Source organism: Streptococcus sp. A11 (assembly GCF_043674225.1).
Lineage (GTDB): Bacteria > Bacillota > Bacilli > Lactobacillales > Streptococcaceae > Streptococcus > Streptococcus suis_V.
Genome location: NZ_JBIMJS010000006.1, coordinates 1 through 23,034 on the forward strand (window position 1 = coordinate 1; position 23,034 = coordinate 23,034).

The 23,034-nt window shown below is 42.7% G+C and carries 23 protein-coding genes; all 23 read right to left on the reverse strand.

The genetic code is table 11. The features are described 5' to 3' along the window. Positions 1 to 124: 124 nt before the first annotated feature. The gene (locus tag ACHBIF_RS04735) at positions 125 to 1,849 is read right to left on the reverse strand and encodes a glycoside hydrolase family 3 protein (protein WP_105111694.1); all 1,725 of its coding nucleotides are present in this window, start codon (positions 1,847 to 1,849) and stop codon (positions 125 to 127) included. A 10-nt stretch (positions 1,850 to 1,859) separates the two neighbouring features. Continuing rightward, positions 1,860 to 3,650, reverse strand: coding sequence for a glycoside hydrolase family 3 protein (locus ACHBIF_RS04740; RefSeq protein WP_172009140.1), 1,791 nt, complete (start codon positions 3,648 to 3,650; stop codon positions 1,860 to 1,862). Positions 3,651 to 3,698: 48 nt separating this feature from the next. Next, positions 3,699 to 4,499 (reverse strand): HAD family hydrolase, encoded by an 801-nt coding sequence (locus ACHBIF_RS04745; protein WP_172009139.1) that lies wholly within the window; start codon positions 4,497 to 4,499, stop codon positions 3,699 to 3,701. Then, a complete protein-coding gene (locus ACHBIF_RS04750) occupies positions 4,499 to 5,338 on the reverse strand; it encodes an SDR family oxidoreductase (protein ID WP_024400735.1) in 840 nt (279 codons plus the stop codon). The genes ACHBIF_RS04745 and ACHBIF_RS04750 overlap by 1 nt, the downstream gene beginning before the upstream one ends. Before the next feature lies 1 nt (position 5,339). After that, positions 5,340 to 6,440 carry a mannonate dehydratase gene (locus ACHBIF_RS04755; RefSeq protein ID WP_172009138.1) on the reverse strand — a complete coding sequence of 367 codons (1,101 nt, stop codon included), beginning with the start codon at positions 6,438 to 6,440 and terminating at the stop codon, positions 5,340 to 5,342. A gap of 13 nt (positions 6,441 to 6,453) precedes the next feature. Then, positions 6,454 to 7,854, reverse strand: a complete 1,401-nt coding sequence (gene uxaC, locus ACHBIF_RS04760; protein WP_172009137.1) for a glucuronate isomerase — start codon at positions 7,852 to 7,854, stop codon at positions 6,454 to 6,456. Position 7,855: 1 nt separating this feature from the next. Continuing rightward, on the reverse strand, positions 7,856 to 8,476 hold the full coding sequence (locus tag ACHBIF_RS04765) for a bifunctional 4-hydroxy-2-oxoglutarate aldolase/2-dehydro-3-deoxy-phosphogluconate aldolase (protein WP_105111689.1): 621 nt from the start codon (positions 8,474 to 8,476) through the stop codon (positions 7,856 to 7,858). Positions 8,477 to 8,599: 123 nt separating this feature from the next. Beyond that, positions 8,600 to 9,316 (reverse strand): FadR/GntR family transcriptional regulator, encoded by a 717-nt coding sequence (locus ACHBIF_RS04770; protein WP_105111688.1) that lies wholly within the window; start codon positions 9,314 to 9,316, stop codon positions 8,600 to 8,602. A 45-nt stretch (positions 9,317 to 9,361) separates the two neighbouring features. Beyond that, positions 9,362 to 11,161: a beta-glucuronidase gene (uidA, locus tag ACHBIF_RS04775; RefSeq protein ID WP_105111687.1), complete on the reverse strand. Its 1,800-nt coding sequence runs from the start codon at positions 11,159 to 11,161 to the stop codon at positions 9,362 to 9,364. Between the two features lie 15 nt (positions 11,162 to 11,176). Beyond that, entirely contained in the window at positions 11,177 to 12,205 is a 1,029-nt protein-coding gene (locus ACHBIF_RS04780) for a sugar kinase (RefSeq protein ID WP_105111686.1), read from the reverse strand. Between the two features lie 55 nt (positions 12,206 to 12,260). Next, entirely contained in the window at positions 12,261 to 13,814 is a 1,554-nt protein-coding gene (locus ACHBIF_RS04785) for an MFS transporter (protein ID WP_105111685.1), read from the reverse strand. A gap of 187 nt (positions 13,815 to 14,001) precedes the next feature. Beyond that, positions 14,002 to 14,835 (reverse strand): DNA/RNA non-specific endonuclease, encoded by an 834-nt coding sequence (locus ACHBIF_RS04790; RefSeq protein ID WP_105111684.1) that lies wholly within the window; start codon positions 14,833 to 14,835, stop codon positions 14,002 to 14,004. A gap of 28 nt (positions 14,836 to 14,863) precedes the next feature. Further along, positions 14,864 to 15,055, reverse strand: a complete 192-nt coding sequence (locus ACHBIF_RS04795; protein WP_105111683.1) for a DNA-directed RNA polymerase subunit beta — start codon at positions 15,053 to 15,055, stop codon at positions 14,864 to 14,866. Then, a complete protein-coding gene (murA, locus tag ACHBIF_RS04800) occupies positions 15,048 to 16,331 on the reverse strand; it encodes a UDP-N-acetylglucosamine 1-carboxyvinyltransferase (protein WP_105122207.1) in 1,284 nt (427 codons plus the stop codon). The genes ACHBIF_RS04795 and murA overlap by 8 nt, the downstream gene beginning before the upstream one ends. Positions 16,332 to 16,345: 14 nt before the next feature. Beyond that, a complete protein-coding gene (locus ACHBIF_RS04805) occupies positions 16,346 to 16,576 on the reverse strand; it encodes a DUF1146 family protein (protein ID WP_105111681.1) in 231 nt (76 codons plus the stop codon). Positions 16,577 to 16,638: 62 nt separating this feature from the next. Next, a complete protein-coding gene (locus tag ACHBIF_RS04810) occupies positions 16,639 to 17,055 on the reverse strand; it encodes a F0F1 ATP synthase subunit epsilon (RefSeq protein ID WP_105111680.1) in 417 nt (138 codons plus the stop codon). A 9-nt stretch (positions 17,056 to 17,064) separates the two neighbouring features. Beyond that, on the reverse strand, positions 17,065 to 18,471 hold the full coding sequence (gene atpD / locus ACHBIF_RS04815) for a F0F1 ATP synthase subunit beta (RefSeq protein WP_105111679.1): 1,407 nt from the start codon (positions 18,469 to 18,471) through the stop codon (positions 17,065 to 17,067). A 98-nt stretch (positions 18,472 to 18,569) separates the two neighbouring features. Continuing rightward, the gene (locus ACHBIF_RS04820; RefSeq protein ID WP_105111678.1) at positions 18,570 to 19,445 is read right to left on the reverse strand and encodes a F0F1 ATP synthase subunit gamma; all 876 of its coding nucleotides are present in this window, start codon (positions 19,443 to 19,445) and stop codon (positions 18,570 to 18,572) included. Positions 19,446 to 19,456: 11 nt separating this feature from the next. Further along, a complete protein-coding gene (atpA, locus tag ACHBIF_RS04825; RefSeq protein WP_394719020.1) occupies positions 19,457 to 20,962 on the reverse strand; it encodes a F0F1 ATP synthase subunit alpha in 1,506 nt (501 codons plus the stop codon). Between the two features lie 21 nt (positions 20,963 to 20,983). Continuing rightward, positions 20,984 to 21,517, reverse strand: coding sequence for a F0F1 ATP synthase subunit delta (locus ACHBIF_RS04830; RefSeq protein WP_105111676.1), 534 nt, complete (start codon positions 21,515 to 21,517; stop codon positions 20,984 to 20,986). After that, positions 21,518 to 22,024 (reverse strand): F0F1 ATP synthase subunit B, encoded by a 507-nt coding sequence (atpF, locus tag ACHBIF_RS04835; protein WP_105111675.1) that lies wholly within the window; start codon positions 22,022 to 22,024, stop codon positions 21,518 to 21,520. An 18-nt stretch (positions 22,025 to 22,042) separates the two neighbouring features. Then, on the reverse strand, positions 22,043 to 22,759 hold the full coding sequence (gene atpB / locus ACHBIF_RS04840; protein WP_105160070.1) for a F0F1 ATP synthase subunit A: 717 nt from the start codon (positions 22,757 to 22,759) through the stop codon (positions 22,043 to 22,045). Between the two features lie 36 nt (positions 22,760 to 22,795). Then, a complete protein-coding gene (locus ACHBIF_RS04845; RefSeq protein ID WP_105109681.1) occupies positions 22,796 to 22,996 on the reverse strand; it encodes a F0F1 ATP synthase subunit C in 201 nt (66 codons plus the stop codon). Positions 22,997 to 23,034: the final 38 nt, after the last annotated feature.

Here is a 23,034-nt window from a genome sequence, read left to right on the forward strand (position 1 = left end):
GCTAGCTCCTAGTAAAGCTTAACAAATGGATAACTTCAATTTCACCTTTCTGGTCTCACATCATTGACAAAGGTACATATCCCTAGAAAAACTCCCTCTATCTAGGATAGAAAGGAGTTTAGTTTTATAGTTTTGCTTGCCATTTATTGGCCCAAACATTCTCATTTGGCACACCATAGAAGTCATCTTTTCCTTCTAATTTATCAAGGAGAGATTCAATCGTGTTTTTATTATGATGGTAGGCATTGATAGCAGTTTTGACCATGGTAACATCATGAAGGTGAGTTGTATAGTTTAGTGAAACGAAAATGGTTGGAACTTCATGTACATACCAAGGAACTTCATTGGACATGGCCGTTTTCCACTGGATGCGGTAATTATTCTGCGCTCCATATCCAATGACATTGGCAACAGTCAAGGCTAAATCAACTTCTTCTCGGTATTGCAACGTTTTTCCTTTGATCCGAGTCGTACCATCATTGACAGTCACTTCATAACCACGCGCTTCCAAGGCAGCTTTAAGGTTATCAACCACTTCTGTATTTGCCGCCATAATGCCTTCTTTTTCACCTTCTAGGTAATACAAACGGATTCTGCGATGGGTTTCTGGACTAATTGGAAGATTTTTCTGGGTATCCTTCAACAGCGTAATTGCTTTGTCTGCCGCCTCACGTTGCCAAGCCAAGTGTTCTTCGCAGCGAATAATAGCCAATTCATCGTTTGATTTTAATAAGGTTCCTTCTGCTTGTTTGATATGCAGATTGAGTTTGGCTTTCAGACCTAAAATGCGACGGAGAGCATCATGAAGTCTTTCCTCAGTAATCACTCCCTTGCGGTAGCCATTGAGCATAAATTCAAAATCTTCTTCTAAGTTATTGAAGAATAAGAACATATCACAACCCGCAGCAATGGCTGCAGGTACGTAGTCTTCACGACGCATGGCTGCTGTCATCCCCAACATGTGGCTGGCATCTGTTATAACCAAGCCATTGAATTCCAATTTTTCTTTCAATAAATCTTGAATCAATTCAGGAGCCAGTGTTGCAGGCAAAATATCTTCGTCCATCAAACTTGGATTCAGTTCTTTCTGGTAATATGGCAAGGCTATATGACCTGCCATAATCATCTCAACACCAGCTTCAATATGATGACGATAGACACGACCAAAACTATTGTCCCATTCTTCTGGAGAGAGTTCATTGACACCGAGGACTAGATGCTGATCACGTTCTTCTGTACCATCTCCTGGGAAATGCTTGATACATTGAATAACATCTCTTTCAGCAGTCAATCCTTCTAAATAGGCACTGGTATAGGCAATCACATCATCCGCATTTGTGCCGTAGGCTCTGGTATTGACAATCGTATTGCGCCAGTTCTGTACAATGTCCACGCACGGATCAAAGTTGACATTTACACCTAATGCAGTCTCCTCTCTCGCAGATACGAGACCTGCTAGGTAGGGAATACGAGGATCCCGACTAGCTTCCGATTGAGCACCTGAGGAAATATAGGTTCCGCCTTTCACAGCCCCATCTCCACCTGAGTCACAGTTCGCTGCAACCAAGAGAGGTACTTTTGAATAGCTTTGCAACTCGTTAATCAGTCCTTGTACCTGTTCTGGACTGCCATTCATATAACGAGCACCACCTATGTGATATCGGTTCATCAATTCCTTATTACTCAGATTATTTCCGCTAAAAGCGTCTCCTCCGAAGAAGAATAGATTAACAAACAATTGACCGATTTTTTCTTCATCAGTCAGATGAGCCAAGGTATTTTCTACCCAGGTAAGCTGCTCATCATTCAAACAATAGGGTTTCTTCCGCAAATCAACCAATCTAGGCATTCTTTCCTCCTTATTTTCCGCGCCAAATCTGTGTATCTACCAAGCCACAATAGGCATCTACAGGTGATACTCCTGTAAAGTCTGACTCTCCTGCTAGTTTAGCAACCAAGGCTTCTAATGTGACTGGCAAGCCATCGTAGGCATTGATATAGGTTGCAACCTGTGGCATATCTGCAAGTGCAAATGGGTGCTGAACAGAGACGACAATGGTTGGAATTTCGTGAACATAGAAAGGCTGGTCTGGCGTTCCCTTAGCAGCTGGCCAAATAATCCGCTGAGTTGTCCCTCCTGAGTTGACATCGACTAAATCGATAATCAAATCATAGTTATCTGTGATTTCGGCAATAGGACGCTTGGAAGCATAGACATTCGCAATCGCTGCTGGTCTTTCTTCTTCTGGTAATTTAGCAATCCGTGCCTCCGTATTTTCCCAGATAGATACTTGGTGACCTCGAGCTTCTAATAGTTCTTTCAGCGTATCGGCTGCTCTCTTCTTGCCAGCATTGATCATGGCGCCAAAACCACCCTTATAGCCATCTACTTCTACCAACAAAATCCGTTTGTAGCGTTCTGGATTGACGGGGAAAATTCCTTCTTGTTTGGCTTTTACCAAGGTAATCGCCTTGTCAGCTATTTCTTTTGCAAGCTGTTTCGCCTCATCTCTACCAATCAAAGCCAGTGCTTCTTCTTTTGGCAACATGATTTCCTGACGACGACCTTCAAACTGATGAAGACCGAGTTTAGCTTTCAAGCCCAAGGTACGACGAAGAGCATCATGGAGGCGTTCCTCAGAAAGCAGACCATTTTCCAATCCTTCTTTCATCCATTGCAAATCTTCTTCTGGATCGTTGAAGAAAAGGAAAAGATCACAACCTGCCTCAATAGCTGTAGGCAATAACTCACGACGTGGCATAGAGGCTGTCATACCAATCATGTGACTAGCATCCGTGACAATGGCGCCATTGTAACCTAATTCTCCACGAAGCAATTCATCCAAGAGGGTTTTATTCAGCGAAGCTGGCAACATATCATCCAATTCACGTTCTGGATGCATTTCTTTCTCAACATTTGGCAAATGAATATGCCCCGCCATAATACCTGGGAGACCTGCGTCAGCCATCTCACCATAAATCCGTCCAAATGTTTCCATCCATTCAGATTTGGTCATGGGATTCGAAGCAAAAGAGAGATGATGGTCACGTTCATCAATACCATCGCCTGGGAAATGCTTAGCAAACGGCACAATGCCATGCTCCATAATACCTCGCATGTATTCTTTGGATAATTCAATGACTTGGTCTACATTAGCTCCCCATGTTCGGTTTGCAATGATTGGATTGCGCCAATTACGACTGAGGTCCATAATCGGTGCAAAGGAGGCATTGCAGCCTACTGCAGCTGCTTCAAGTCCTGCAACTTTCCCCATTTCATAAGCATAGTGGGGATCGGTTGTCGCAGCAATCTTGATCTCATCCCCAATTTTCGTTCCGTCCGTAACAGCGCCATTCCCACCAGATTCGGTATTGGCTGCAATCAAGAGAGGAATTTTAGACTTGGTCTGCAAAATATAGTTTTGCTCCCAAATATCTACAGCAGGTCCAGGATTGTAACGAACAGCAGCAATCTTATAATCATTTAATACTCCAGTCAGATATTCTTCTGTCCGCTGGCTCCCCATGTTGACAAAGAGGTGACCGATTTTTTCATCCAAGGTCATCTGAGCAATAGTTTCTTCAATCCAAGAAATAGCCTCTTCATCAAGGCTGTAAGGTTTCTTCCGTAAATCTACTAAATGTGTCATGTTTGCCTCCAAAAAAGCTAGAGGGCATAGCGCCTCTAGCCCTTCTCTCTAGTCGTCTAAATTATTCCAAAATGCCTGTGTCAATTCTATTTCTTTCTCATTTGTGAATGCTTGATGAACAAAGTCATCTGCAATCGTTTCTGTCAAATCCGCCCAAGATTGCATCTCTTGTCCTACTAAAATGGGATAGAAGTGAACATTATTGAGTTCCGCCGCCTTCAAATCACCTGGCGAGTCACCAATCATCATAATCTTATCAGGACAATACCCTTCCTCTATTAACAGTTTGATGACATCTTCTTTCTTGCCACGGTCTTGACAGTACAATTCTGTAACAAAGTCCATCAAACCCTGGTCTGTCCACTCTTCTTCTACCGCTTCCTTATTAGCAGAAGAAACTACGTAGACTTTTCCTAACTGGCTCAATTTTTCCAAGCCCTTGTGAACGCCGATGAAGGCTAAAACTGGTCCACTATACTTCTTAATGGCTTGATTGACTTGAGTGGACCATTCTAAAGCTAATTCCAAGTCTTTTGACGGCTGCTCCTCTATCAATCTTTCCAGAGAAGCATTTGACAAAGAATCTGTAGTAACGACCCAATTTTTCAAGTTATCTATACCAGTCACACCTGCAAATTCTAGAGCTTTAACTAAGCCGACAAAACGGTTAATGCCACGTTCTCGTGAGTAGAGATTAACTCGATTCCATTCAGCTAAAAATGGTTCTTTATCTTCAACACCAAAAACTTCCGCAGCCAAGGGACCGAAAAAGAGTTTATGTTTGTAGGTCATGGTGTCCATGGCGCAGCCATCAGAGTCCACACAAAATACGTAATCCGTTTTCATCATCAAACTCCTGAATAGGCTGAGAAGCCACCGTCAATCGGTAAAACAACACCGTTGACAAAACTTGCCAAATTCTCGTCTGCCAAGAAGAAGACTCCGCCGACTAGCTCTTCCGCTTCACCAAAACGCCCCATTGGTGTATTGGTCAAAATCTTGTTGGCACGTGCGGTCGGTTGACCTGACTCGTCAAATAGCAAGCCACGGTTTTGGTTGGTAACCAGAAATCCAGGCGCAATCGCATTACAACGAATACCAACTTTTGAAAAATGGACTGCTAACCATTGGGTAAAATTACTAATAGCAGCCTTGGCACCTGAGTAGGCTGGAATTTTTGTCAAAGGAGTAAAGGCATTCATGCTGGAAATATTGATAATATTTGCTCCCGAGCGACCAATCATATCCTGTGCAAAGACCTGTGTTGGCAATAAGGTTCCCAAATAGTTCAAATTGAATACAAAGTTGATACCTGCCTCATCCAAGTCGAAGAAAGTTTTGGTCTCAGCTGGCAGTCCAATCTCATGGAATTCATTGTCCGTTGTCGCTTTTGGATTATTGCCTCCTGCACCATTGATTAAAATATCTACAGGGCCAAAATCTGCTAGGACTTGCTGGCGAACTTCTTCCAAATTTTCCTTAGAAAGAACGTTAGATTTATATGCTTTCGCAACGCCTCCTGCTGCTGCAATCTCATCAACGAAGACCTGAGCCGCAGCTTCATTTAAGTCCAAAAGCGCAACCTTTGCGCCTGCCTTAGCAAATTCTTTTGCCAAATAGCCACAAAGCACGCCTCCTGCACCTGTAATAACAACAACCTTATCCTTAAACTCAATAACACGTGACATATTAGCTCTCCTTATTTCCAACTGTTTTGACTGTAATTCCAAAATCTGGTGTCTTGCCTGCTGCTCGCATATTGGCTTCATAGAGACCGTTAAAGTAGGTTGCCCCAAGGGCTCGGTCATACAGACCATAACCAGGTGTCTTGGTCTGGTCTCTCCAGATACGACGACCGTGGTCTGGACGCAAGGCACCAGTCCAGTCATAGTCCACCAATAATTTAACAACAGCGTTCATGTCAATGTCACCAGCCTGTGACAAATGTGCAGTTTCTTGGAAGCCCCAAGCACCTGCCGTCACATTGCGCGTATGCATAAAATTGATACGATTGCGTTTGAGAGCATATTCCGTCATGGCAAGGACATCATTTTTCGGATCAGAAGCATAGGATCCTACACACATGGTAATTCCATTGTGTTCTGAATCATAGAGATTCAAAAATCGTTCAACGGCTTCTTGACCAGTAATAATACGTGGCAATCCGAAAATTCCATACGGAGGGTCATCAGGGTGAATAGCCATTTTGACTCCAGCTTCCTCAGCCGTTGGCAGAATCGCTTTGATGAAATACTCCAAATTCGCCCATAAATCTTCTTCAGAGATATTCTGACGATAATTTTCAATAATCGCCTTCATTTCTTCCTTGGAGTAGGACGAATCCCAACCCGGTAAGTTCAAATCATCCGCCACAGGATCAACACCTGCCAAATCAGATTTAAGGAAAGCTAAAGAAGTTGAACCATCTGGAAGTGGGTGGTGCAAGTCTGAACGGGTCCAGTCAAACACAGGCATGAAATTATAGCATACAACTGGAATACCTGCAGCCCCGACATTACGGATGGAAGTTTTATAGTTTTCAATTAACTCATCACGATTTGGCTTCCCTTGTTTGATGTCTTCATGAACAGGAATGGATTCAATAACAGTAATTTCAAGTCCTGCATCTTCGACCATTTTTTTCAGCTCTAGAATGTTTTCAAGGGGCCAAGCTTGACCAACTGGCACATCATAGACAGCTGTTACGATTCCCTGCATACCAGGGATTGCTTTAATCTCTTCCAGTGTCACAGGATCTTTTTTCCCGTACCATCGAAATGACATTTTCATGATTTACTCTCCTTTATTGTTCAAAAAATTCTTTGGCATTGTAATAGGATATGGCTTCTACAAACTGGCCTAAACGCTTGTAATCTTCAGGCACTTCTTCATCAACAATCCATTGACCAACATAGGTCGCTAAAATGCGTCTGAAATAATCATGCCGTTGATAAGATAAAAAGCTACGCGAATCTGTCAACATACCAACAAAATTAGCAAGCATGCCCTGTTCTGCATAGGCATTCATCTGGTCAATCATGCCCAACTTGGTATCATTGAACCACCAACCAGCACCAAATTGTAGCTGACTACGAAGCCCTTCCTCATTGGACTGGAAATTCGCCAAAGTATTGGCCAGAGCAATGTTGTAACTCGGATTGAGATTGTACCAAATCATTTTTGGAAGGGCATTTTCCCTGACCAAGTTATCTAACAAACGATTCAAATTCACTGTCAGACATGTCTGGTCTCCAATCGAATCCACACCTACATCTGCTCCAAGTTTTTCAAATAGTCCGGTATGGTTGTTCCGTAAAGAACCAAAGTGAACTTGTGTCACAAAGCCATGTTTCTTATACAATCGGCACAATTCTCTAAAGATAGCAGTCTGCCATTTATTGATACTGGATTGGCCAGCCTCTTTACCTGCCAGTCTTGCTAGTAAAATTTCATCCAACTCTTCGAGGGTAGCCTCTTCATAGGAAATAGTCGTAAAACTGATGTCACTTGCTCGGCAACCGTGTTGAGCAAAATAGGAAACGCGCTGACCAAGTGCCTCTACAAAACTTGCAAAGTCTCTTACTGCTACCCCTGTGACTTCTTCCAAGCGTTTCATAAATGGATTGAAATTTCGATGTTCTATAAAAGCTTCATCTGGTCGGAAAGTCGGTGCCACTACAGTATCTATGGTCGAGTCCTCAGCCAAGCACTTATGCCATTCTAGTGTATCTAATGGATGGTCAGTAGTCCCAATAAAGGTCACCCTAGCATCCGCAATCAACTTCCGTGGACTAACTTGATGTTCTTGCAAATAAGTATTGAGCTGATGATAGAGTCGCTCTGCATTTTCTGCGGTCAACAATTCCTCAACACCGAAAACCTGTCGCAATTCCAAATGACTCCAATGATAAAGAGGATTTCCGAAAGCCCGTTCCAAGGTTCTTGCCCAGGCCTTAAACTTATCTAGTTTACTTGCTGAACCTGTGATTTCTTCTTCTGAGATACCATTAGCCCGCATCAAGCGCCACTTATAATGGTCACCCCCCAGCCACAGATCAACAATATCTTCATAAACCTTATCTTCAAAAATTTCCTTAGGATCCAAGTGGCAATGGAAATCATAGATAGGAAGCTCTGCTATTTTCCCGTAAAGCTCCTTAGCAGGCTCATTTTTTAGCATAAAGTTTTTGTCATTAAAACTCATTTCATCCCTCCAAAGCTGCAACAAAACTGCGAGCAATCGTCGTTACACTTTCATAGCCTTCAGCCTGTACTCGACTTGCCAGAGCCGAACCAACTCCAACAGCACAAGCGCCTGCCTTTTTCCAATCTGCAACATTATCAACTGATACACCACCAGAAGGCATCAGATCCACTTCAGGCACAGGGCCGTGAATATCCTTGATAAATCCAGGCCCCAACACGCCACCAGGGAAAAGCTTGATAATAGGACATCCCGCCTGACTAGCTGTGACAATCTCCGTTGCAGTTGCACAGCCTGGGAAGTAGAATACCTCAGCCTCTTGCGCCAAGTCTTGAATTTCTTTATCAAAATGAGGACTAACCAGAAAACTAGCACCTGCATCAATGGCTGCTTGTGCCAACTTAAGATTCATTACTGTTCCCGCCCCAATGACTACGGAAGAATCATCTGAGAACTCCTCTTGTAATTCTTTGATAACTGTCGCTGCATTTGGAGTCGAAAATGTAATTTCAATATTTCGAATACCTCCCAAAATCGCATGGCGAGCGATTTCTTTCGCATCTTCTTCATCTTTTCCTCGAATCACTGCGAAAAAGTAATTTTCTTTTAATTGCTTTAACATCTTGACCTCCAATTAGAAAGCGTTATCATTTTATAGTTATAGTATATAATTCATCAGATGATTTGTCAAGAAAAATGCAAAAAAATACCCAGAAAATTATTCTGGGCAGTCTATTTCGTATTTCTATTTATGATCGTTGAGACCATGCAAAGTCATATCTTTATCGAACCATTCGCTTAAAACAACCTGTCTTACTGATGTAATATGTGCTAACATGCTATCATATGCTGCAACAGGGTGACGTTGCTTGATAGCCATTAAGATATTCCTGTGGGCCTGTAAACTATCCGATTTCATCTGACGATTTGAATAATTTTCATTGATTAGATGAATAGATTGATTAATGACAGGCATGAGACTAGTCATTGCCAGATTCCCACTCATCTCCGCCAACATACAGTGAAATTGCACATCCAATTCCAGATGCTTCGAATCTCCAGCAGCTACCGCCTCTTCAATAGCAAAGACAATTTCTTCTAGTCGAGCAATGTCTTCATCCGAGGCAAATTGAGCGACACGCTCCGCAATTCTCGGTTCAAGCAAATACCGCACTTCAAACAAATCTGTCGTCAGTTTCACACGGTCTCTGACCAACGAAAAACCTAAAGGATCCTCTGAAACTCCTTTTTTGGAACTGATGTAAGTTCCCGACCCTTGCCGCACCTCCAGAATATTTCGAGTAGCCAAACTTCGAACAGCTTCACGAACAGTCGAACGTCCAACTTCTAAATCTTGGGCCAATTCATACTCATTTGGAAGCTTGTCACCAACTTCATATCCTCTTTCCAAAATCAATTCCAATAAGCGTTCTGATGCTTTTTCTACCAAGGGTTTCGCCATGTGCTTGGTCCTCCATTACAACTTTCTATTTGCTACTATTATAGCTCATTTCCTCTTATAATGGTAGTTTGGAATGGCAGTCCAACGTTTCTTGATTTCTCTTACAATTTGCTTGGGTTGTCTATTTCTTGAGAACAATCCTTTGTGATTTCCTTGAATACGAATGAGTCCAACCGTGGTTTCAAAATCCGCAAAATTCCAGACTTGCTCACCGATTAGATTAGGAATTGAATCAAAGACGCGATGGTTCATATCGTAGTAATCCACCTGAAATTCCTCTGTATAAGGAATATCCCACATTGAATGCAAACCTGGAAGAGTATCTGCACCATATTCCGTAATCAAAATTGGCTTGTCTGGATAAAGCCCTTGCCAGGTCTCTAATTCCTGTCTCAAGCCCTTTTCTGCTGCCTTCAAGTCACCATGTTCAACATACCAACCATAGTAACGATTGAGACAGACAACATCGACCAAATCCATAACCTCATCCTTATCAGGCGTTGCTGTCATAATATTGACCAAGGTCACAGGACGCTTAGAAGGATCTCTGTCCCTCATGCGCTGAATCAGAGGTTCAAAATAAGCACGTGCTCCCTTTTCATGCCCTGCCGGTTCATTGGCAACAACCCACATCACTACAGAAGGATGATTCTTATCACGAGCTATCAATTCATCAATCACCATCTCATGAGCCTCCTTGGTTTGCATAACTTCCCAAGTATTTTTTACTTCTTCAGAATCACCTGCCAAATTCAATGCTGCATTGAAAAGCTGGAACAGGCCAACTGCTGGCACTTCATCAAGGACGACAATCCCCAAACGATCTGCCAGCCGCATCATTTCCTCAGAATAGGGATAATGAGATGTCCTAAAGGAATTTGCTCCAATATCTTTAAGCAAATTCAAATCCATCAGATTGGCTGCTTCATTGAAACCACGACCATTAATAAAGGTATCTTCATGTTTACCAAATCCCTTGAAATAGAAAGGTTTTCCATTGATGAAAAATTGCCCATTTTCAACTGCTACACTACGAATACCAAATTGTTCTGAGTAGGTATCTAGCAAGTTTTCTCCGTCAAATAATTCAACTTTAGCAATATAGAGATAGGCATCCAAAACCTCCCAAAGGCGTGGATGTTCAATGACCATTTGTCCATTTTCAAGAACCCCCACTTCCTGTCCCTCTTGATCTAAAATATGAATACAAATTGAATCATAGTAACCAACTGCCTTCACATCAACATTTACTACCGCCTGAGTCAAATCTTGATTTATCTCTGTCCGAATAACAATATCTTCAATCCTATTTTTTGGACGTTTATAGAGATGAACCGTTCGCTGGATACCAGCATAGTTGAAAAAGTCAAAATTTTCCTTAACAGTCTTCACAATTTGGCCATTCTCATCCACTTCTTCACTATAATTCCCTACTGGGAGGGTTGTATAATTTAGTTCATTATTGGCACAAACCGTCAATCGGAATTGGTCAGCATCGTATAAGTTTGATGGAATCAAGCATTCAAAAGGGGTAAAACCACCCTTATGTTCCCCGATTAACTGACCATCTGCATAAACTTTTGCCTGATGTGTCACCGAACCAAAGCGTACAACTAACTCCTCATCATCAGCTACTACTGGAAGAGCTACCATCAGTTCATACCAATTATCACCGACAAAACGACGCTTTGCTTTATCGACAACAACATCATTGAAAGAACTCGGTACAACCATTACTTCATCTGTATCTAACAGAGTATGAACATCATTGTTCCCTTGTTTAAATTTCCATATTCCATTTAAGGAATAGACTGAGCGTGTTTTTGTTTGTATTGGATACAACATACTTTTTCCTTCTTTCTATCGTTTTATTTCACGTGACCCTTTTTTCAATAGCAAATCAATATCCGATTGACTGATGACATTAATGTCCCCTTCAATGGTATGTTTGAATTGAAAACTAGCCATCCCCAAGTCGACTATTTCTTGTGGCGTTTTTTCCTGCAAATAGCCCAAAATAATTCCTGCTGTAAAGGCATCCCCTGTCCCAACTCGGTCCAAAACTTGAATGGATTCTTTTTCCGTTTCATAAAGAATACCATCTTGATACAAGTATGCCTTCAACAAATATTCATTATTGTAGGTCATTTCCCTCTGGGTAAAAGCAAGACCCTGCAAAGAATAGTTCTCTGCTAAAACTTTAACAACCTTCAGCAAGGTATCCTTATCTTCATAAGGACGCTTCAACCCCAATTCATCCTTCACATCTTTTCCAGATTCATTGAAGAGTTGAATAGGCTCTAGGCCAAAGCAGATATCCGCCAATTGCACAAAGGGAGATAGTTTTTCCCTTGCTTCTTCAAAAGAAGACCACAAACTTTCTCGATAATTCAAGTCAAAGGAAACCTTAACACCCTGCTCCTTTGCCATTTCCATCAAACGAAAGGCCAGTCGATAAATATTTGGATTCAAAGCGACCGTTATACCACTGACATGAAACCAATCGACACCGTCAAACATGCCTTCCAAATCATAATCTTCTTCCTTGGATAAGCTAAAGGCAGAATAATCCCGATCATAGGTCACCTGGCTAGGTCTAAGAGAGAAGCCCTTTTGATAATAATAAAGCCCCAGCCTTCCTTTTTTTCGAATCAGATGCTTCTGTCCAATCTGCCGTGCAAAGAGAAAGTGTTCTGCCATTTTCCCAACTTCATTTTCCGAAAGTGCCGTCACCAACTCAACTGAATGCCCCAGCTGAGCCAAGCTGGCTAAAACATTCAACTCCGAACCACCAAACTGACAATCTAAACCGGTAGCCTGTGTTAAGGTCTGATAATGAGGAGGAGATAGCCGCAACAAAACTTCTCCAAATGCTAAGATTTTTTTCATACCGCCTCCTAGATGAAAGACCCAGCTGGACTCCTCCAGCTAGGTCGTTATTGTATTATTTATCGTCGTATTGGTCAACCTTATATTGAGTTACATCTACATAATCCATATCAGATAATGGAACATTTTTCGCAATTGCACGCACACGTTCCTCATCTTTTGCCGCTTTCATAACATGGATTTTCTCTTGAATACGAGCCATTTCTTCACGGTCTAGTTTGTAGAATTTCATCAAGAACAAGGATACGCTCAATACCGCTGCTGGAATCACTGTCAATAGGACAATCAGTGCCATTCTCAAATCTGTTGAGAATGCTGTTTCAACGGTTGGGTACTCTTTGCCAAAACCGATACCTGCTAATACAAATCCAACAACCATTGGGGCAAATGAAGAAGCAATTGAGTCTGTCAATGAGAAGATAGTCCCAATCATACCTGACAAGTAACGACCAGATACTGAAGTTTCATAGTCTGTAATATCCGCACCCATGGTCAATACCAAACCAGATGGAGCACTAGATGCGTAGCGAGCAATGATATAAACAACAAAGAAGCCGATTGTGTAAAGATTCCAATTTGTCAAATCCAACATACCTGGTTTAGCTAAAAAGAGCATCGCTGCCAAAGTCACAAGACCAGCAATCCCAAGTTGAAGCGCTGTAATATAGGCAAATCGTAAACCTTTACGACGAGCCAATTGCGCAGCACCAACTGTTACAAGAATACCTGGCAAAATCAACAGCATAGACATTTTTCCAGAAAGAGCATAGTCACCGAAGATAATACCATACAGCATAACCCCGATAACGGAATCTCCAAACAGTTGAGCAACAAATTTTACAAAAGCTGCAGAGATTGAAAGAACCTGCAAAGGTTTGTTTCCTTTGATAACTTTCCAGTAGTCTTTCAACTTCGTTTCTTGTGTCTTCTCACCAAGACCAAAGTATTTCTTATTGTCTTTCTCCCAAATACCGATAATAGCAAGAATACCCAGAACAGCTGAAATCACTACTACACCGAGGAACAATTCTTGGAAGAAACTTGGGGTGAAACCACCATGTTTCGGAACCAAGGTTCCTGATACAACAACCTGACTACCAGTCATCAACACAGTTGTCGCAATACCATCAATAATGTTAAAGATCGGACGTTGTTTTGGATCATTGGTAAGCGCAACTTGCCCTGCTTTAGTAATCGTTTGTTGCAACGAATAACCAATTTTATGAATAATTAAAACAACTAGGAACAATGGTAGACGCAAATTTTCGCTAATTCCACTTAAGCCTAACATCATAAAGAGTGAGGAAGCTGTGATAATATTCCCTAAAACCAAAATAGGACGATATTTACCAAACTTTGTATCCGTTTTATCAATGATAACTCCGATTGTAGGATCGATGAAACCATCAAAGATACGAATATAGCCCATCATCTGACTGACAAACAGGGCTGCTAAACCAAGTACCCCTGTCGATAAATAAGTCACAAAAGTGAAGGCAACTAAGTAGATATTGGTCGACGAATTATTCATTGCAAACAATATAATCTGCCATAATTTAGCCTTGTTATAAGTAACGTCTTCGACACGTTGCTCAACATGTTTTTCCATTGGAAATTCCTCCTAAATGTTTTCTACGACAAAGTCGTAAGCGTTTTCTTTAACTATATTCTAATATTCATCAGATGATTTGTCAACTGTTTTTGTAAAAATTTTAAAATTATGCACAAAAAAAGACGATTCTCTACGAAAATCATCTGATATATTTGATTTATCAAGAAGGAATTCATCTGATTATTTACTCATTCACCGTGATCTCACCACTATGGTAGTTGATACTGAGTCCACTCTGGACATTTGGCACAAAGACGTTGAATTCCAGGCTACCGTCTGACGATTTAGCCTCCAGGTGACTTCCTAGAGCAATCAGGTCATCATCATCCGCATAGATCAGTGTGACACGGTAGCGGACACGTTTGTTCTTGTCCAAGGCCCGGCGGACTTTTGTTTCATAGTAGTTTTGCCCAGTAGAATAATCCTCATAAGCCTGATTGGACCAGGCCGTTTGAGTGGCAATATTCTTGGGATTGCTGGTTGAGGCGTCAAATCCATCTAAGCCACCAATCAAGGCATAGCCCAGCAAGTGCCCACGGTCCACCGCATGGTCGTATTCTCCTGGCAAATCATGAACCTGATGCCAACCAGCCGGCGTCCAGGAGGTTCGCCCTTGGCCTGTCTGATCACGGTCCTTGTACTGACGCGTAGATTTAGCCATGAGGGCATTAGCGACAGTTGGAATCTCCTCGCCCTGCACCCGCTTGGTCTTATTATCCGCATAAGGCATACTGGAAACTGACGCATCCAAGTTGGTTTTATTATTATTAATAATGAAGGCACCGGCCCCATTCCATTGGATAGAGCCACCCAGTTGTTTCTTGGCCTCATCCGTCAATACACTGGACGCCAACTCCTTGTCGGGTGTTGATTGACTTGCACTGGACTGATTGACATAGTAGGACAAATCCTGACTTGTAGATGACGGCTGATTAAAAAAGTAACCTCCGCCGACCACCAAAATAGTCACCAGCAGGCTCAGCAAACTAGTCGCCTGTTTTTTCGTTTTATTATTCATCATTTCTCCAAAAAGAAAGTAGGCTACCCTACTTCCCTGTAAATTTATTAATCAATTCCTGCCATTTTTCAGGCGAAAGGACAGACCAAATATTGTCACCATCACCAATGACGCCATAGCCAATCATCAAGCCCACTGCAAACAGAAGGAACATGGCCAAGATGACCAGCAAGACAATCAATAATTGTTTTTTGATATACCCAAACTGTTCTTTATCCATTTTCTACTTCTCCACTCACGCGCTCAATATCTGCTCCCAATCTAGCTAATTTCTCATGGAAACGATAGTAGCCCCTGTCCAGATGACTGAGACGGCCAACAATAGTTTCACCTTCAGCAACAAGTCCAGCTAGAATCAGAGCAGCACTGGCCCGCAAATCAGTCGACATAACTTCAGCACCTTGAATTGGCTGACCACCAGTGATAATCGCTGTATCTCGCAAGATTTCTGAAACAACGTCCATCCGGCGCATTTCTTCCAGGTGCTGGAAACGATTTTCAAAAACAGTCTCAATCATGGTTGACTCACCTTTGGCAACGGCCATCAAAGCCGTAAATTGAGCCTGCATGTCCGTAGGAAATCCTGGATGTGGCATGGTTTTGACCGTCACAGGCTTGAGTTGTTCAATCTGCGAACGCACACGAATACCTGCATCCTCTTCTGTCACTTCCACACCCATTTCAAGCATTTTAGAAATAAGGGGTCGATTGTGCTCCCAGACGGCGTCTTTGACCAGGACATCACCACCAGTCATAGCAGCAGCCACCATAAAGGTACCTGCCTCAATACGGTCCTGAACAACAGGATGCTCTGCACCAGTCAATTCCTCCACACCGTGAATGGTCACCGTTTCCGTACCAGCTCCCTTGACCTTAGCCCCCATCTTATTGAGGAAGTTAGCCAAGTCAACGATTTCTGGCTCTCTCGCAGCATTTTCCAAGACAGTCGTTCCATTGGCTAGAGTAGCAGCCATCATCAGGTTTTGAGTAGCGCCGACACTTGGGAAATCAAGGTAAATCGTTGTCCCCTGCAAACGCTCAGCTGTCGCCTCGATATAACCAGCTCGTTGCTTGATTTTTGCGCCCATGGCCTGCAAACCCTTGAGATGCAAGTCAATCGGCCGGCTACCAATGGTGCAGCCACCAGGCATAGACACCTTAGCATAGCCATTTCGCGCTAAAATTGGGCCCAAAATAACAATCGAAGCCCGCATCTGACTGACGTATTTGTAAGGGGTTTCTGAGCTCAACTTACCGGTCGCATCAATATCGACCGTCTTAGTCTCCTCATCAAACTTAACACGAACACCGAGACCACGAACCACATTATTCATGGTATAAACATCAGACAAAATCGGTACCTGGGTAAAACGAGATTGACCATTTTTTGCTAAAACAGTAGCAGCCAAGAGTGGCAAGACTGCATTTTTAGCCCCTTCGATTTCAACCTGACCCTTGAGAGCAGCTTTCTGACCTCGAACAATAATTTTATCCATGAAATTCCTCTACTTTATGCAAAATTCGTACTGAAAGACCGACCTATGATTACTAACTCCAGGAAGAAGGTCGATACCAGGTAGCCCAGGGCAATTGCAAGAAATAAAATCAGCAAGTTAATTTTTGGCTGATTGTCTCCTGTCACCTTGAGCCAACGTGCCCAATCAACGGTTGTCACCAGAAGATGATGGGCCAAATAGATAAAAAGTATATGACTTAATAATTGTAAAATTGATGTCACCATGTTTCCATTATACCACGAAAAAAGGAAAGAGACCGAACTTAAGTCCAGTCTCCTAGTTATTATTAGTGTTTCCCTACACGGATACGGTTGATAGCCCGTTGGAGGGCAACGGTCGCCCGTTTCTCCAAGTCAGCATTTTGGGTCGTCTGCGCTTCTTGCAATTCACGCTCGGCCCGCAATTTAGCCCGTTCAGCCCGACTAATATCAATGTCCCGCTCCCGCTCAGCAGAATCCGAAACGACCGTAATCTGGTTTTTATTTACCTCGATAATACCACCGTTGACAGCAATCCAGTCAACGTGGTTTTCATCGTCAATACGACGAACCTTGATTTCATCAATTTCCAGTACAGCAATCAGTTCTTCGTGGCCAGGGTAGATACCCATTTCTCCTTCAGGAGTTTTAACCAGAATAAAAGCTGCATGGTGGTCATACTTGATACCATCAGGTGTCACGATTTGAACAGTCATTTGTTCCATAAGCCACCTCTAAAATCTCATTTTAGCAGCCTTGGCAACGACATCTTCAATGGAACCAACATTTCGGAAGGCGTCTTCTGGCAAATGGTCATGTTTACCATCCAAGATTTCCTTGAAGCCCTTGACAGTCTCCTCAACCGGTACATAAGAACCTGGCATACCAGTAAACTGCTCGGCAACGTTGAAGTTTTGTGATAGGAAGAATTGGATACGACGAGCGCGACCAACCAAGGTCTTCTCCTCATCTGACAATTCATCCATACCGAGAATGGCAATGATATCTTGCAATTCCTGGTAACGTTGTAGGACACGTTTGACTTCCATTGCTACCTGATAGTGCTCTTCTCCTACAACTTCAGGAGCCAGGGCACGAGATGACGATGCCAACGGATCAACGGCTGGATAGATACCCAATTGGGTCAATTTACGCTCCAAGTTAGTTGTCGAATCCAAGTGGGCAAAGGCTGTTGCTGGAGCCGGATCCGTATAGTCATCAGCTGGTACGTAAATCGCCTGGATAGAAGTAACCGAACCTTTCTTCGTTGACGTAATCCGTTCCTGCAATTGACCCATTTCTGTCGCCAAAGTTGGTTGGTAACCAACGGCAGACGGCATCCGACCGAGAAGGGCCGAAACTTCTGAACCTGCCTGCGTGAAACGGAAAATGTTGTCGATGAACAAGAGAACATCCTGACCTTCAACATCACGGAAGTATTCCGCAATAGTCAAACCAGTCAGAGCGACACGCATCCGTGCACCAGGTGGCTCATTCATCTGACCAAAGACCATGGCTGTTTTTTCAATAACGCCAGACTCTTTCATTTCCCAGTAAAGGTCATTTCCCTCACGGGTCCGTTCGCCAACTCCGGTAAATACAGAGATACCACCGTGTTCCTGGGCGATGTTGTGAATCAATTCTTGGATAAGAACTGTCTTACCAACCCCGGCACCACCGAAGAGACCGACCTTACCACCTTTCAAATAAGGGGCCAAGAGGTCAATAACCTTGATACCTGTCTCCAAGATTTCATTGGATGTAGACAATTCATCAAAGGTTGGTGCCTTCTTATGAATCGGTTCACGTTCTGCATCTTCTGCAAAAGGCTCATCCAAATCAATGGTATCACCAAGAACGTTGAAAACACGACCCAAGGTTTCCTTACCAACTGGCACAGAAATGGGACGCCCGGTGTCCAAGACTTCCATACCACGAGTCAAACCATCTGTCGACTCCATAGCGATAGTCCGAACAACACCATCCCCCAACTCCAAAGCAACTTCAAGCACAACTTTCTGTTTGGAGTCATCATTTTTATATACAACCAGTGCGTTGTTAATCTCAGGTAGCTTGTCCTCAGCTGCAAACGCAACGTCTACAACGGGTCCGACAACCTGAGTAATTTTGCCTGAACTCATCTTATTTCCTCTATTTCTATTCTTTACCCAAATCAATCAAACACAAACTAGGTTCCTATCTAGTCGTCTACTGAAATTTGATTTGTCCGAGTAAACTACTAAAGGGCTGATGCGCCTGCTACAATCTCTGTAATTTCTTGCGTGATTGCAGCCTGACGAGCCCTGTTGTATTGAATGGTCAAATCATTGATGACATTTTTTGCATTGTCTGTCGCAGTTTGCATAGCTGTCATACCAGCCGCATTCTCAGCCGTCTTAGCATCCAAAATAGCACCATAAATGGTTGATTCTGCATACTGGGTCAAGAGCTGTTCCAAAATCACTTCACGATTTGGCTCTAACTCAAAGGTAGCTGTGTAACCATCTGTTTCATGATAGTCCAAATCTTCTACTGGCAACATCTGCTGCACACGAACCTGACTGGTCAAACTATTGACATGGTGGTTGTAACAAACATACAATTCATCAAACAGTTCATTTTTGTACATTTCAACAGACTTGGAAATGATTTTTTGAACTTCTTCAAAGCTAGGATTATCAGCAATTCCCCGCAATTCAAAGACAGGATTGATACCACGCGCACGGAAAAAATCCGCACCCATACTGCCGATAGCAATAATGGCATACTCATCCGGTGAGTCATGGTCTTGATCAATCATGCCCATAACAGCCTTCAGGATACTAGAATTATAAGATCCTTTGAGGCCGCTATCGGATGTAATGACGATATAGCCTGATTTTTGAATCGGACGGCGGAGCAACATAGGATGGCTAGTATCAGATGCAACCAATTCACCATGCAACAAGTCCGTTGTAATCTGACGAACCTTGCTAGCGTAAATCTGGAAGGATTGGGCTAGTTGCTCTGACTTAGCTAATTTTGAGGCCGAAACCATCTGCATGGCACCTGTGATTTGACTGGTTTTCTTAGTTGATGTAATTTTTGACTTGATTTCATTGAGAGAACCTGCCATATTTCACTCCTTTACTTAAAGACAGACTGGTCTTTGAAGGCTTGAATGGCCGCATTCAACTCATCTGTATCTGGAAGATCCTTGGTTGACCGAATAACTTCCAAGAGGTTATCGTAATGCAAATCAAAATAAGCATACAATTCTTCTTCAAAGGTCAAAATATCATCAATCGGCACTGAATCCAAATAACCATTAGTCAAGGCGTACAAAATCAAGACTTGTTTTTCAACAGGTAATGGTTTGTGCAATGGTTGTTTGAGAACCTCGACTGTACGACGACCACGGTTGAGTTTAGCCTGCGTAGCCGCATCCAAATCTGAACCAAATTGCGTAAAGGCCTCTAATTCACGGTAAGAAGCAAGGTCGATACGGAGAGTACCAGCCACCTTCTTCATCGCCTTGATTTGAGCCGAACCGCCGACACGCGATACAGAAGAACCTGCATCAATGGCCGGACGAATACCTGAGTTGAACAAGTCATCCTTGAGGAAAATTTGTCCATCGGTAATAGAAATCACGTTGGTTGCGATATAGGCTGAAATGTCTCCTGCCTGTGTCTCGATAAATGGCAGAGCTGTAATCGATCCTCCACCCAACTCATCAGATACCTTAGCCGAGCGCTCTAGTAAGCGACTGTGCAAGTAGAATACATCCCCTGGATAGGCCTCACGACCTGGAGGACGACGGAGCAAGAGAGACAATTCACGGTAGGCTACCGCTTGTTTTGACAAATCATCATAGACAATCAAAACGTGCTTGCCTTCGTACATAAATTCTTCCGCCATAGCAACACCTGCATAAGGGGCCAAGAACAAGAGCGGAGAAGGTTGCGATGCAGAAGCTGTTACAACAATTGTGTAGTCCAAAGCACCGTACTGACGAAGGGTTTCTACCTGTGTACGAACCGTTGATTCCTTCTGACCAATGGCCACGTAGATACAAACCATATCTTGGCCTTTTTGGTTGAGAATGGCGTCAATGGCTACAGACGTTTTACCCGTCTGGCGGTCACCGATAATCAACTCCCGCTGGCCACGACCGATTGGTACCAAGGCATCAATGGCTTTCAAACCTGTTTGCAAAGGCTCTGTAACAGATTTACGTTGCATAACACCGGGAGCTGGGTATTCAACTGGACGTGTCTTTGTTGTACGGATTTCTCCTAAGCCATCAACTGGTTGACCGAGCGGATTGATAACCCGACCAATCAAGCCTGAACCAACTGGTACTTCCATGATTTTACCAGTCCGACGGACCACTGAGCCTTCACGGATGTCTGTAAAATCTCCGAGAATGATGATACCAACGTCATTGGTCTCCAAGTTTTGAGCCATACCAATAGTATCGTTTTCAAAAATCAGAAGCTCGCCACTCATGGCATTATCTAGACCCTGAGCACGAGCAATTCCGTCACCGATATAGGTCACTACACCTGTCTCAGTATAGTCAAAATCAGGCTGAAAGCCCTCTATTTGTTGTTTTAGTAAAGCGCTAATTTCTTGTGCATTAATCACCAAAAGAACACCACTTTCTATTTTCTAAAGTTTTTTCTTAACGTCATTCAACTGACTGCGTACACTGGCATCAATGACCTTGTGGTTGACCGTCACAATAAAGCCTCCCATCAAAGTCCTATTCAGCTCTTCAACAATACTACGAACACGAAGAGAAAAACGTGTTTCTATCAGTCGACGAAGACGCTCTTTTTGTTCTTCTGTCAGCGGATAAACTGAAACCACATGGGCCTCAAATTCATTTTTAAACTTACTAATTTGTAGCTGAGCACGTTCCAGTGTTTCCAAGAGCAAATCAGCATGCCCATCTCGAATCACATCTTCGATAAGGTCATTGATTTGCCAAAAACTGGACTGACGCACAGTCCGAACAAATTCAGCCTTCTCTTCTTTAGAAACAGTCGCTGACAACAAGAGACGATTGAGCTTACTATCATGAATAATGGAAATCAAGGCTGAAATTTGGTCATACATTTCCCAAATCTCTTCATGATCACTAACTTTTTCAGCAAATGATAGAGCATACTTTTGCACCAGGGCATTTTCTCTAGCGTTCATCTACTTGTCTCCTAGTTTATCCAAATAACGATCAATCAATTGACTATGGGCCTGCTGGTCCAAATCTTCCAAGATAATCTTTCCAGCCAAATCAACTGCCAACTCCGCTACCTGTACATGCAGGTTTTCTTGAGCTTCGCGTCTTTCTGCCTCGATTTCAAGCTGAGCCTTTTGTTTCAAACCTTGAATTTCAACATCAGCTTGTTCCAACAAGCGCTTCTTCTCTAATTTTGCACGTTCAACAGCATCTTGAATGATTTTTTGACCTTCGATACGGCCTTGAACCAACTCATCTTCTCTCTGTTGTACAAGCTTAGAAGCCTGCGTTAATTTTTCTTCCGCACTATCAATATCATTGGCAATCTTAGTAGCACGTTCTTCAAAAATTCCAGTAATCTTGTCCCACGCAAATAGGCGAATTAAGACGAGTAGGACAGCAAAAGATGCTGTTACCAGAATAAAGTTCCCCAAAACTGTACTTGATTGCATTGCAATAAGTGTTACCATCTTTTCATATTCCCTTTCTTACTCTGCCTCACCACTAATTTTCTTGTTCAAATACATAGACACCAGCATGACAAATACATAGGATTGCAAGCAGGAGATGAACACAGAAAAAGCTGTCCAAATGACGTTTAAGCCAAATGCGATAGGATAAACGAAGGCGCCTTTTTGAGATAATTGCAAGAGGAGAGAAACCAATACTTCCCCCGCATAGATATTCCCATATAAACGGAGTGCAAGAGAAGCCAGATTGGTCACTTCTTCCAAAATATTCATTGGAGTCATAGCCCATGGCGTTACAAATGCTTTCAAATACTCCTTAAATCCGCGACGACGAATACCTTCGACATGACAAAATACCGTTGCAATGGTAGCAAGACCAAAGTCGTAGGCCATATTGGCTGTTGGAGAGGTCCATAGATTGTGTCCTTGAGCGGTTTCAATCTTTGTCATCAAACCAAGGTTATTGGCAACCAAAAGAAATGTGAAGGCTGTAAAGAAGAAAAGTGCATAGCGTTTTGCATTTTCATCACCCAAATTTCCCTTAGTAAAATTGATAACTAGTTCATACACGTACTCCAAAACATTCTGTTTTCCTTTTGGCTTCAGTTCCATTCGACGACTGGCCCAAAAAACAAGTAAGAAAATAACGGAAATGGTTATAATAGAAACCAATACCATGGTCAGGTCAAAGGTTATGGGACCAAGGGTAAGGGTTGGACTTAAATGTTCTTCCAATGGAGGTTCCCCCCTTTTCTATTTCTCTATTTTCTACTATTTCAAGACAAACATCATAGCCAAGGTTACGAAGAACGTTCCCTCGATAAAGGCAACACCCAAGAATACACCAGCCATTAACTTGCTTTGCATTTCTGGTTGACGTGCAGTCGAACTAAGGTAAGAAGCTACCAACAGTCCCTCACCAATACTTACACCAAGACAGGCTAAACCTAAAGCCAATGCGCCTAAATTCATAACGAATTCTCCTTTTAAAATTTTAATACCATGTAAGG